Here is a 12421-nt window from a genome sequence, read left to right as displayed (position 1 = left end):
GGCGGTCATACTATCGGGAGGCGCAGCACGAAGCGGGCGCCTCCCGGACGGTCCTCGACGCGGATGGTGCCGCCGTGGGCGATCGCCACGTCGCGCGCGATGGCGAGGCCCAGCCCGGTGCCGCCCGCGTCGCGGCTGCGGGCCGCGTCGAGGCGGGTGAACCGCTCGAAGACGCGCTCGCGGTCGTGCGGGGCGATCTCGACGCCGTCGTTCTCCACGGCCAGTACCACCATGGCGTGGCTCTCGGCGCCGTTGTCCCGGCGCGGCACTCTGCCGCGCTCCTCGCGCACGGTGACGAGGACCATGGTCTCGGCGTGCCGCTGGGCGTTGTCCAGCAGGTTCGTCAGCAACCTGGAGAGCTGCAGCCGGACGCCCTCGACGTACGCGCCGTCCGCCAGGTCCACTTCGACGGGGATCTTGTCGCCGCGGGTGGCCAGCTCCTGGCGTACCAGGCAGGACAGGTCGAGGCGCTCCCTGACGATGTCCACCCGCGAGCCGATCCTGGCGAGCAGCAGCAGGTCGGAGATGATGGCCTCCAGCCGGTCGGTGTCGCGCAGCGCGCTCTCCACCAGGGCCTCCAGGTCGGTGTCCTCCGGGTAGAGCTGGGCGCTCTCCAGCTGGGCGCGCAGCCCGGCGATGGGGGTGCGCAGCTCGTGCGAGGCGTCGGAGGCGAACTGGCGCTGCTGCTCGGCGGAGCGTTCGAGCCGGGCCAGCGTGCCGTTGATGGAGCGGGCGAGCTGGGCCACCTCGTCCTCGCCGGGCGGCTGGGTGACGCGGCGGCTCAGGTCGCCGGCGTGCACGCGGTCGAGCTCGGCGCGCATGGTGGCGACGGGCCGCAGCGCCCGGCCGGTGACCAGCCACGTGGACCAGGCGGCCAGGGCGATGAGCATGGTGACCTCTATCGCCACGACGATCTCCAGGGTGCGTGTCTGCAGCACGTCGGGCGAGCTGCGGCCGGCGTAGACGATGGGGGAGTCGGGGGAGACCGACACCCGCACCGCCGAGACGTGGATGCATTCGGTGGGCAGGCAGTTCGTGGTGTTGATGACGCGGTCGGCGGGCGTGGGCCGGATGTCGCTGAGCGGCGGCAGGGTCCTCGCGCCGTCGCTGGCGCCCAGCAGCAGCCCTTCGGCGCTCACCACCTGGACGAGGTCGACGGTCGGGTTGGGCACCGGGATGGCGGCGCCCAGAGGCAGGACGCCGCCGCGCAGCTCGAACGCGATCCGCTCGGCGGTGTCCTGCGTGTCGTTGAAGACTCCCTCGGCGACCAGCGTCTTGGTGACGGCGATCCCGGCGATGGCAACGGGGATGAGCACGAGGGCGGCTATGGCCGTCGCGATGAGAGTGAAGCGTCCCCGCAGGGATCTGGCCCACCAGGGTGCCATCCCCTGAGGCTACCGAGGGTAAATGCAGCGATTTGTCCGCTATGTGCCGGGTAAGGGAAAAGATTCGGCAAGTGCAGCGGTTCGGTCAGCGCTGCAGCCACACGGTGGTGTCCGGGGGGACCGCGCCGTCGTCCGCCAGCGGGCCGCTGGACAGCAGCACCTCGCCGCCCAGGTCGAGGCGTACCGGCTCGTCTCCGGTGTTGAGCACCACGACCAGGCCGGGATCGCGCTCGATCACCAGCACGTCCTCAGAGGGGGAGTCGAGCCACGTCAGCGTGCCGCCGCCGAGCGCCGGGTGCCGCTTGCGCAGCCGCAGCGCGGCGCGGTAGAGGTTCAGCGTCGAATCCGGGTCGTCCTCCTGCGCCTCGGCCGACAGCGCCGCCCACTCCGGCGGGATCGGCAGCCACGGGTCGCGCCAGCCGAGCCCCTCCGACGACGTCCACGGCAGTGGCACCCGGCAGCCGTCGCGGCTCTCGCCGCGCCGCAGGAACGCCGGGTCCTGGCGCAGCTCGTCGGGGATGTCGAGCACCTCGGGCAGGCCCAGCTCCTCGCCGTTGTAGAGGTAGGCGGAGCCGGGCAGCGCCAGCATGAGCAGGGTGGCCGCGCGGGCGCGGGCCAGGGAGCCGTGGCGGGTGACGTGGCGCGGCTTGTCGTGGTTGGACAGCACCCACGTGGTGGGCGCGCCGACCAGCTCGGCCTCCTTCAGCGACTTCTCGATGACCGAACGGAACGACTTGGCGTGGAAGTCGGCCATCATGAACTCGAAGTTGAACGCCTGGTGCAGCTCGTCGGGCCCGACGTACCGGGCCAGCCGCTCGGGCGAGGACACCCACGCCTCGGCCACCGCCATGCGCCCGCCGGGGTAGGAGTCGAGGATCGGCCGCCACTCGCGGTAGATGTCGTGCACGCCGTCCTGGTCGAAGTACGGCACCTGCTCGTCGCCGAGCATCTCGGCCTGCGGGCCGTCCTTCTGCCCCACGTCGGGCAGGCCCTCGGCCTTGATCATGCCGTGCGCCACGTCGATGCGGAAGCCGTCCACGCCCCGGTCCAGCCAGAAGCGCAGGATGTCGCGGAACTCGGCCCGCACCTCGGGGTTCTCCCAGTTGAGGTCGGGCTGCTCGGGGGCGAACAGGTGGAGGTACCACTGCCCGTCCTCGACCTGGGTCCAGGCGGAGCCGCCGAAGATGGACTCCCAGTCGTTCGGCCGGTCGCGGAAGATGTAGCGGTCGCGCCGCTCGCCGCGCAGCGCCTGCTGGAACCAGGGGTGCCGGTCGGAGGAGTGGTTCGGCACCAGGTCCACGATGACCCTGATGCCCTTGGCGTGCGCGTCGGCGACCAGCGCGTCGAAGTCGGCGAGCGTGCCGAACATCGGGTCCACGTTCCGGTAGTCGGCCACGTCGTAGCCGCCGTCGGCCATCGGCGAGGTGTAGAACGGGCTCAGCCAGATGGCGTCCACGCCCAGCTCGGACAGGTAATCGAGGCGCTGGCGCACGCCCTCGAGATCCCCCATGCCATCGCCGTTGGCGTCGGCGAAGCTGCGGGGGTAGACCTGGTACACGACGGCGTCCCGCCACCAGTCGTCGTTGCCGAGCATGTGCGTCCTTCCCGGGAGGGTCCGGATGTCCGGTGTGGTTCTGGTGAAGGATGTCCGATTCACCGCACGAAGGTCAAGTGCAAGTTTCCGAAAGTTGCAGATCTCTGTCCCGCCGTCATGATCGGGTGTCCACCAGGTCAGGACCATTCGTGAGGGTGATGATCGGGTAACGCTCTTGCGCAAGTTCTTCCACTTTTTGCAAAGAGCCGCTAACGTCCCGGAAACGTCGAGCCAACCTCGGCGGCGGCGCGAGCCGCCGTTCCTCCGTGACCTCAGGAGGTCCCCCCATGCGCATCCGGGCTCTGGGTGTGGCAGCTCTCGCGACTCTGGCGTTCGCGGCGACCGCGTGCGGCGGATCGTCGTCACAGACCCCGGCGGAAGGCACGGCGTCATCCGCCGCGTCATCGGCCCCCGCGACCGCGGGCGGCACCCTCGTGATCTGGGCCGACCCCAACAGGGTCAAGGCGCTCAAGCCGTTCGCCGACCAGTTCGGCACCGAGAACGGTGTGACCGTCGAGGTCAAGGAGATCAGCAAGGACAACCAGACGACCTTCCTGACCGCCTCACAGCAGGGCAGCGGCCCCGACATCATGATCGGCGCGCACGACTGGATCGGGAACCTGGTGCAGAACGGCGCCATCGACCCGGTCACCCTCACCGAGGAGCAGAAGGCGGCCTTCTCCCCGAAGGCGATCCAGGCGATGACCTTCAACGGGCAGATCTACGGAGCCCCGTACGCGGTGGAGAACATCGCCCTGATCCGCAACACCCAGCTCGCACCCGACGCCCCCGCGACCATCGAGGACATGATCGCCAAGGGCAAGGAGCTCAAGAAGGACGGCAAGGTCAAGGAGGTGCTCTGCCTGCCGGTCGGCCAGAAGGGCGACGCCTTCCACGTCTACCCGATCTTCGCCTCCGGCGGCGGCGCGCTGTTCGGCACCACCTCCAGCGGCGACCCCGACCCCAAGCAGGTGCTGCTCGGCTCCGAGGGCTCGGTCAAGGCGTTCGAGAAGCTCGCCGAGCTGGGCGAGAAGGGCGAGGGCGCGCTGCGCACGTCGCTGACCAACGAGAACTACATCCCGACCTTCGCCGGCGGCAAGTGCGCCTTCCTCATCTCGGGCCCGTGGGCGATCGGCGAGATCAAGAAGGCCGGCGTCTCCTACGACATCACCGCCGTCCCGCCGTTCAAGGACGGGCAGCCGGCCACCCCGTTCGTCGGCGTGCAGGCGTTCTTCGTCGCCTCCAAGGGCAAGAACAAGGCTCTCGCCCAGGAGTTCGTCGCCAACTACGTGACCAACAAGGACGTCGCCAAGGCGCTCTACGACGCCGACCCGCGGCCCCCGGCACTGTCCGCCGCCCTTGAGGAGGTCCAGGCGAGCGACCCCGACGCCGCCAAGTTCATGGAGGCCGGCAAGGACGGCCTGCCGATGCCCGCCATCCCCGCGATGGCCGCCATCTGGGAGCCGTTCGGCATCGCCGAGACGTCCGTGGTCAAGGGCGGCGACCCGGCCAAGGCCGCCGCGGCCGCGCAGAAGGCCATCGACGGCGCGCTCAAGAACTAGCCGCTCATGACGACGGACGTGCGCGAACCCGGGCGCGCGGCACCGCGGCCACGCCCGGAGCGGACCACCGCGTTCGTGGTGAGCAGGATCGCGGTCCTCGGCGTGGCCGCCGCGATCCTGCTCTACGCCGTGCCGCCGCTGGTGGCCGCCGAATCGTGGGTGCCGCTGACGCTGCTGTGCGCCGCCACCGCGGGCATCTCCTACCTCTATCTGACCCGGCGCTTCATACCGGCCAAATACCTCATCCCCGGCACCGTCTTCCTCATCGCCTTCCAGGTGTTCCCCGTGCTCTACACGGTGACCACGGCGTTCACGAACTTCGGCGACGGGCACCGGGGCGACAAGGCCGCCGCCATCGCGGCCATCCAGAGCGGCTCGGTCCGGCAGGCGCCGGGCTCGCCCGAGTACACGCTCACCGCCGCCCTGCGCGGCGAGGAACTGGTGTTCCTGCTCGTGGACCCGAAGACCGAGCAGGTCTCGTTAGGCACGAAGGACGGCGTGGAGCCGCTGCCCGGCGCGCAGGTCGGCCTCACCGGCAAGGTGCTCGCCGCACCCGGCCTCACCGTGCTCAAGGCACCCGAGGCCGCCGCCCGGGGGCAGGAGATCAGCGCGCTGGCCGTCCCCACCCGCGACGGCCTCATCAAGGCGAACGGGCTCAGCCGCGCCGTCGAGGGCAAGGCGACCCTGGTGTACGACGCCGCCTGCGACTGCATCCAGGGCGAAGGCGGCCCCTGGCAGGCCGACGAGTCGCAGGGCTACTTCGTCAACGCCGAGGGCGAGCACCTGGCCCAGGGCTGGCAGGTCAACGTCGGCTTCGACAACTTCCTGCGGGTGCTCACCGAGCCCACCATCTCCCGCTACTTCGCCGGCGTGCTGGGCTGGAACCTGGTCTTCGCGCTCGCCTCCGTGCTCGGCACGTTCGCGCTCGGCATGTCCGTCGCCCTCGCCCTGCACCATCCGCGCATGCGCGGCACCCGCGTCTACCGGATCGTGCTGATCCTGCCGTACGCGATGCCGGCCTTCGCGATGCTGCTGGTCTGGCGCGACATGTTCAACCGCGACTTCGGCCTGATCAACCAGCTACTCGGGGCCGAGATCGACTGGCTCGGCCAGACCGCCACCGCCAGGCTCGGCGTCGTGCTGGTCAACCTGTGGCTCGGCTTCCCGTACATGTTCCTCGTCACCACGGGTGCGCTGCAGGCCATCCCGCGCGAGCTGACCGAGGCCGCGGCCATCGACGGCGCCACCCCGTGGAAGGCGTTCCGCCGGGTCACGCTGCCGCTGCTGCTCGTCGCGCTCACGCCGCTGCTGATCTCGTCGTTCGCCTTCAACTTCAACAACTACAACGCCATCGCCCTGACCACCGACGGCGGGCCGTTCCCCGCGGAGAACCCGATGGTCGGCGGCACCGACCTGCTCATCACCTACACCTTCAGGCTCGCGTTCGGGCCGGCCGGCGCGCAGTTCGGCTTCGCGGCGGCGATCTCGGTGTTCATCTTCGCCATCGTGGCGATCATCTCGGCGGTGGCCTTCCGGCGTACCCGCAAGCAGGAGGAGGTCTACGCGTGAAGCTCGCCCTGCGGCACGTCTTCGTGCTGGCCGTGTGCGCGTTCGCGGTCTTCCCGATCCTCTTCGTGATCTCCGCGGCGCTCAACCCGCTGGGCACGCTGGCCTCGACCGAGCTGCTCCCCACCGGGGCCAGCCTGGAGAACTTCGGCGACCTGCTGACCTCCGAGACCTATCCCTTCGGCCGCTGGTTCTTCAACTCGGTGTTCATCGCGCTGGTGTCGTCGTTCGCCAGCATGGTGCTGTCGCTGATGGCCGCGTACGCCTTCAGCCGCATGCGCTTCACCGGCCGCCGGGTCGGGCTGCTCGCGCTGCTGCTCATCCAGATGTTCCCGCAGTTCCTGGCCATCGTGACGATCTTCATGATCTTCACCAGGGTGACCGAGCTGTACCCCGCGCTCGGCTTCGACACCGTGTGGGGCCTGCTGCTGCTCTACCTCGGCGGCGCGCTCGGCGTGAACACCTGGCTGATGAAGGGCTTCCTCGACACCGTGCCCAAGGAGCTGGACGAGGCCGCCACCGTGGACGGCGCCACCCACGCCCAGATCTTCTGGCGCATCATCCTGCCGCTGGTCACGCCGATCCTCGCGGTCACCGCGCTGCTGGCGTTCATCAGCACGATGAGCGAGTTCCTGATGGCGAACGTGTTCCTGCGCGACCCCGACAGCAAGACGCTCGCGGTCGGCATGTACGGCATGATCGCGGGGGATCACCGCAACACGAACTTCGGCATGTTCGCCGCGGCCACCCTGATCACCGCCGTGCCCACGGTCGGCGTGTTCCTGTGGCTGCAGAAGTACATCGTCTCCGGCCTGACCGCCGGAGCCGTCAAGGGGTGAAAGGGCACAGTGCGTTACCTCGGGGAACCTCATCACGACGGCTCCGCCCTGTACGTCTCCGACCAGCGGCCCGAGCTGGGCGCGCGGGTCACGCTCTGGCTGCGCGCCCCGCTGGCCGCCGGGGTGACCGGCGTGCACGTGCGCGCCGTGCACGACGGCGAGCCCCGCTACGCCGAAGCCCGCGTCGACGAGACACGCCAGGGCGCGGGCGGCTACGGCAGGACCGACGTGTGGTGGCGGGCCGAGATCACCGCGGTCAACCCCGTCACCCGCTACCGCTTCCTGCTGCGCACCCGCGCCGGGCAGCGGTGGCTGACCGCGGCGGGCCTGGCCGCGCACGACGTCACCGACGCCACCGACTTCCGGCTCATCTGCCACGAGCCGCCGCCGTCGTGGCTGGCCGACGCGATCGTCTACCAGATCTTCCCCGACCGGTTCGACCGCTCGGGCCCCATGCCCGAGACGCCGGCGTGGGCGCTGCCCCGCGACTGGGACCGCGACCCCGTCATCCCCAGCGGCCCCGGCACCTCCACCCAGTTCTACGGCGGCGACCTCGACGGCATCACCCGCAGGCTCGACCACGTGAGCGCACTCGGCGCCGACACCGTCTACCTCACGCCGTTCTTCCCCGCCCGCTCCAACCACCGCTACGACGCCTCGACCTTCGAGCACGTCGACCCGCTGCTCGGCGGCGACGCCGCGCTGCACCGGCTGTCGGACGCGCTGCACGCGCGCGGCATGCGGCTCATCGGCGACATCACCACCAACCACTGCGGCGACGCCCACGAGTGGTTCACCACCGCCGTCTCCGACGTGCACGCCCCCGAGCGGGAGATGTTCTACTTCGACTCCGCGACCGGCGACTACGAGTCCTGGTGGGGCTTCAAGTCGCTGCCCAAGTTCAACTGGGGCAGCGAGCTGGTGCGCGAGCGCATGACCGCGGTGCTGAAGCGCTGGCTCGGCCCGCTCGACGGCTGGCGGGTGGACGTCGCCAACATGACCGGCCGCCTGGCCGCCGACGACTACGCGCACGAGGTCGCCGCCATGCTGCGCGCCGAGGTCGGCCCCGACGCCGCGCTCATCGCCGAGCACAACCACGACGCATCGGCCGACCTCGACCGCGGCGGCTGGCACGGCACCATGAACTACGGCGGCTTCACCCGCCCCGTCTGGGCCTTCCTGCGCGGCCCCCAGGTGGACCTGGAGCACTTCCTCGGCACGCCGGGCGGCATCCCCGAGCGCGACGGCCCCGCCACGGTGGCCACGTTCCGGCAGTTCGCCGCCCACATGTCGTGGCGCTCGTACGTGCACTCCTGGCAGCTGCTCGACTCCCACGACTCGCCCCGCGTGCGCACCGTGACCGGCTCGCGCGAGCGCCACCTCGTCGCGGCCGGCCTGCAGGCCACGCTGCCCGGCACGCCGATGATCTTCGCGGGCAGCGAGTTCGGCCTGACCGGCGTCAACGGCGAGCACTCGCGCACCCCCATGCCCTGGAACCGCCCGGCCGACCAGGACCTCGCGACGCTGGCCGGCTACCGCGAGCTCTTCGGCCTGCGCAGGGCCGAGCCCGCCCTGCGGCACGGCGGCCTGCGCTGGCTGCACGCCGACGCCGACTGCCTGGTGTTCGCGCGGGAGACGTACGAGGAGACGATCGTGGTGTGCGCGCGTCGGGCGCCCGGCGCGCCGATCCCGCTCGGCGAGCACGCCACCGGCCTGTACCAGGCGGCCGACGCAGACGTCATACCAGGCGACGGACCTTTGGTGAGTATGTGGCGCCTGAGACGTTGATCACGCTACGGTGGCACCCGTTGATTCTCCGTACCTTCTCATCTCGATAGTGGTGTGCCACGTATGAGGTTGGTGTCTGTAGCCGTCATTGCTTCGCTCCTGCCCGCCGTTCCTGCCGCCGCCGCGACGGAGTCCACGCGGTCCGCGCCATCGACCGCGAGCGCGAAGGCGGGCACCACCTATTACGTCGACTCCCGTGCCGGTGACGACTCCGCCGACGGCACGAGCGAGCGCACCGCGTGGAAGACGCTGGCGAACGTCAACGCCGCCGAGCTCAAGCCGGGCGACACGATCGCCGTCAAGCGCGGCAGCACCTTCACCGGCCCGCTCACCCTTGAGGCCGACGGCACCGCCGCCAAGCCCATCGTCGTGCGCGCCTACGGAAAGGGCCCGCTCGCCAAGATCGGCGGCACCGAGGACGACTGCGTGATCGTCAAGGGCGACTACTGGCGCATCAGCGGGCTGCGCGCCTCCGGCTGCCGCTGGGCCGGCTTCCGGCTCGACGGCCGCCGCATCGAGCTGTCCGGGGTGAAGGCCGACCGGAACATCGCCGGTGTGATGGTCGCGCCGTCCGGCTCGCACAACACCATCCGCGACAGCGTGCTGACCGACAACAACCGGATGAGCGTCAACGACTCGGGCGGCGACAACGACTCGGGCGCGTTCGGCGTGCTGCTCAACGGCGACGACAACCTCGTGACCGGCAACACCATCACCGGCAGCTACGCCAAGAGCAAGGACTACGGCACCGACGGCGCCGCCGTCGAGATCTTCAACGGCGACCGCAACGTCGTCACCCACAACATCGCCCGCGACAACGACACGTTCACCGAGCTCGGCGCGAAGAAGGGCAAGACCGCGACCGGCAACGTGTTCGCCTTCAACGTGGTCACCTCCAAGCGCAGCCGCGGCTCGTTCCTCATCACCCGAGGCCCGCGTCACATCGTCGGCCCGGTCAAGGGCACGATCGCGGTGCACAACTCCGTCTACCTGCCGGCTCGTGACACCATCGGCTGGTCCTGCCACGACGGGTGCTCGCCGTCGATCCTGAAGCTGCGCAACAACGTGATCCACGTCGGCGGCGAGGCCGGCTTCGCCGACGGCAAGGGCGCCGACGAAGCCGGCGGCGTCTACAAGGGGCGTACGGCCAGGTTCAAGCCGGGGCCGAAGACGGTGATGGCCGATCCGCAGTTCGTCTCCCGCACGGACCTGCGGCTGCGTCCCGGCTCCCCGGCGATCGGCCGTGGCGTGAAGCTGAGCTCCAAATGGTACGGCGGCAAGGCGATCCGCAAGGACGCCGCCGGCAAGCTCCTCACGTCCGCGCCCGACGCGGGTGCCTACCAGCACTGAACGCGATGCTGGATTCCGAGCACCTCGCGGCGCGCCGGGAGCTGGTGCGCAGGCTCGCCGAGTCCGACGCCCCCAGGCGCTACTGGCACCTGGGGGACGCCGGCGGGCGGGCCTGGCTCTTCGAGAGCGTCGAAGGCGACGGCGAGCACTGGGCCGTACGCCAGGTGGAGGTGGGCGCCGACCGGGCCGCCCGCCGCTACTGGTGGCGCCGCCTCCAGGACGACCAGGGGTTCCTCGCCGACCAGCCGCTGGAGATCTGGGAGCTGGCCGAGATCACCCCTGAGGCGTTCGAAGCGGTCTGGGACGCCGCCGGCTGACCTGCAACCGGTGCCCGCGGCGCCGCCCGCCGGCCTGAAACGGCCCCCCGCCTCCGACGCCGCGGGCCACTCAGAGCGGCGACCCCCGCTTTCCTGCCCGGCTTACTCGGCGAGGGCCGGATAGAGCACGTCGAGGCCGGCGGACAGACCGGACCTGGCCTGCTTGCTGACGTCGTCGGCCAGCACCTCGTACGCCCCCGACTCCAGCCCGTCCAGCGCCGCCGCGACCGCCGTCTCGGGGGAGATCTTCGGCTCGGTGAGGCCGGCGACCATGTCGGTGTCGATGTAGCCGGCGTGCACGCCCACCACCTGCGTGCCCTGTTCGAGCAGTTCGAGCCGCAGCGCGTTGGTCAGCGACCAGGCCGCCGCCTTCGACGCCGCGTACGTGGTGACGCGGGGGAAGGTGATCCACGACAGCACCGACAGGATGTTCACCAGCGCGCCGCCGCCGTTGCGGCCCAGGACGGGCGCGAAGGCGCGGCTCATGGCCAGCGTGCCGAAGTAGTTCACCTCCATTTCGGCCCTGGCACCGTCCAGGTCGGCCGCGGGGCCGCGCGAGATCCCCGCGTTGTTGATCAGCAGGGTGACGTCACCGCACTGCTCGGCGGCTGCGGCCACGGCGGCCGGGTCGGTCACGTCGAGCGCGATCGGGGTGAGTGCCGGGTCGGTGATCGTCTCGGGGTCTCTGGCGGCGGCGTAGACCTTCGCCGCGCCGCGCTCGAGGAGGGCGCGGGCGAAGGCGGCCCCGAGGCCGCGGTTGGCGCCGGTGACGAGCGCGACGCTGTCGGTGATCTTCACGAGATTCGCTCCAGGATGAGGGCGTTGGCCAGGCCGCCGGCCTCGCACATGGTCTGCAGGCCGTAACGGGCGCCACGCTCGTGCAGGGCGTGGACGAGGGTGGTGGTGATGCGGGCGCCGCTGGCGCCCAGAGGGTGACCGAGGGCGATGGCGCCGCCCTTGACGTTCACCTTGCCCGGGTCGGCTCCGGTCTCCTGCTGCCAGGCCAGCACGACGCTGGCGAACGCCTCGTTGACCTCGAAGAGGTCGATGTCGGCGAGGCTCAGCCCGGCTTTGCGCAGCACCTTCTCGGTGGCCGGGATCACGCCGGTGAGCATGAGCAGCGGGTCGGAGCCGGTGACGGCGAAGCTGTGCAGCCTGGCCAGGGGCCGCAGGCCGAGGCGGGCCGCGGTCTCCGACGTGGTGATCAGCACCGCCGCGGCGCCGTCGTTGATGGGGCTGGAGTTGCCGGCGGTGACCGACCAGTCGATCTGGGGGAACCGCTCGGCGTAGCCGGGGTCGGCGAAGGCCGGCTTGAGCCCGGCGAGGATCTCGGGCGTAGTGGTCGGACGTACCGACTCGTCCCTGTCGAGCCCGGCGAGCGGCGCCATCTCGGCGCTGAAGTCGGCCGCGGCGGCCTTGGCGTGCGACTGCGCGGAGAACGCGTCGAGCCGCTCGTGGCTGAGCGACCACTTGGCGGCGATCAGCTCGGCGCTGATGCCCTGCGGCACCAGGCCGTCGGGGTAGCGGGCGGCCAGGCCGGGCCCGAACGGGTCGGTGCCCGGCGGCACGTTCGACCACATGGGCACGCGGCTCATCGACTCCACGCCGCACGCGATGACCAGGTCGTACGCGCCCGACATGACGCCCTGGGCGGCGAAGTGCACGGCCTGCTGCGACGAGCCGCACTGCCGGTCCACGGTGACGGCCGGCACGGAGTCGGGGAAGCCGGCCGCCAGCCAGGCGTAGCGGGTGGTGTTCATGGCCTGCTCGGCCACCTGGTCGACGCAGCCGCCGATGACGTCGTCCACCTCGGACGGGTCGATGCCGCTGCGCTCGACGAGCGCTTTCAGCGCGTGGGCGAGCAGATCGACCGGGTGCACGCCGGACAGGGCGCCGCCGGGTTTTCCCTTGCCGATGGGGGTGCGTACGGCCTGCACGATGACGGCGTCACGCATCGCGGACCCTTCCTCGTAGGTTGGATTTTCCAACCCACCATAAGTGAGTTGGAAAATCCAACGCA

The 12421-nt window shown here is 70.8% G+C and carries 10 protein-coding genes; 6 read left to right on the top strand and 4 right to left on the bottom strand.

Translation table 11 applies throughout. From position 1 onward, the window contains the following. Positions 1-5: 5 nt before the first annotated feature. Both AB0K67_RS06670 and AB0K67_RS06665 read right to left on the bottom strand, forming a co-directional pair. On the bottom strand, positions 6-1385 hold the full coding sequence (locus tag AB0K67_RS06670) for an ATP-binding protein (protein WP_364053968.1): 1380 nt from the start codon (positions 1383-1385) through the stop codon (positions 6-8). A gap of 85 nt (positions 1386-1470) precedes the next feature. Next, positions 1471-2979: a glycoside hydrolase family 13 protein gene (locus tag AB0K67_RS06665; protein WP_364053965.1), complete on the bottom strand. Its 1509-nt coding sequence runs from the start codon at positions 2977-2979 to the stop codon at positions 1471-1473. 287 nt (positions 2980-3266) lie between these two features. On the opposite strand from AB0K67_RS06665, the gene AB0K67_RS06660 reads away from it, so the two are divergent. The 6 genes from AB0K67_RS06660 to AB0K67_RS06635 all read left to right on the top strand — a co-directional run bounded on the left by AB0K67_RS06660 (position 3267) and on the right by AB0K67_RS06635 (position 10401). Then, positions 3267-4541, top strand: coding sequence for a maltose ABC transporter substrate-binding protein (locus AB0K67_RS06660; protein ID WP_364053962.1), 1275 nt, complete (start codon positions 3267-3269; stop codon positions 4539-4541). Between the two features lie 6 nt (positions 4542-4547). Next, positions 4548-6110 carry an ABC transporter permease subunit gene (locus AB0K67_RS06655; RefSeq protein WP_364053959.1) on the top strand — a complete coding sequence of 521 codons (1563 nt, stop codon included), beginning with the start codon at positions 4548-4550 and terminating at the stop codon, positions 6108-6110. Then, complete coding sequence (locus tag AB0K67_RS06650; RefSeq protein WP_364053957.1) at positions 6107-6946, top strand: sugar ABC transporter permease; 840 nt, start codon at positions 6107-6109, stop codon at positions 6944-6946. Before AB0K67_RS06655 ends, AB0K67_RS06650 begins: the two co-directional genes overlap by 4 nt. Before the next feature lie 9 nt (positions 6947-6955). Further along, positions 6956-8734: a glycoside hydrolase family 13 protein gene (locus AB0K67_RS06645; RefSeq protein ID WP_364053954.1), complete on the top strand. Its 1779-nt coding sequence runs from the start codon at positions 6956-6958 to the stop codon at positions 8732-8734. A gap of 63 nt (positions 8735-8797) precedes the next feature. After that, positions 8798-10084 (top strand): right-handed parallel beta-helix repeat-containing protein, encoded by a 1287-nt coding sequence (locus AB0K67_RS06640; RefSeq protein ID WP_364053951.1) that lies wholly within the window; start codon positions 8798-8800, stop codon positions 10082-10084. Between the two features lie 5 nt (positions 10085-10089). Further along, positions 10090-10401, top strand: a complete 312-nt coding sequence (locus AB0K67_RS06635) for a hypothetical protein (protein ID WP_364053948.1) — start codon at positions 10090-10092, stop codon at positions 10399-10401. Between the two features lie 102 nt (positions 10402-10503). Here AB0K67_RS06635 and AB0K67_RS06630 read toward each other — a convergent pair whose 3' ends face one another. Both AB0K67_RS06630 and AB0K67_RS06625 read right to left on the bottom strand, forming a co-directional pair. Next, positions 10504-11199: an SDR family oxidoreductase gene (locus AB0K67_RS06630; RefSeq protein WP_364053945.1), complete on the bottom strand. Its 696-nt coding sequence runs from the start codon at positions 11197-11199 to the stop codon at positions 10504-10506. After that, positions 11196-12356, bottom strand: coding sequence for a thiolase family protein (locus tag AB0K67_RS06625; protein ID WP_364053942.1), 1161 nt, complete (start codon positions 12354-12356; stop codon positions 11196-11198). The genes AB0K67_RS06630 and AB0K67_RS06625 overlap by 4 nt, the downstream gene beginning before the upstream one ends. Between the last annotated feature and the right edge of the window lie 65 nt (positions 12357-12421).

The sequence above is a fragment of the Nonomuraea sp. NPDC052634 genome (genome assembly GCF_040678535.1).
Lineage (GTDB): Bacteria > Actinomycetota > Actinomycetes > Streptosporangiales > Streptosporangiaceae > Nonomuraea > Nonomuraea fastidiosa.
Note: the sequence above shows the minus strand (reverse complement) of the source record. Positions and strands in the feature narration are given on the sequence as shown.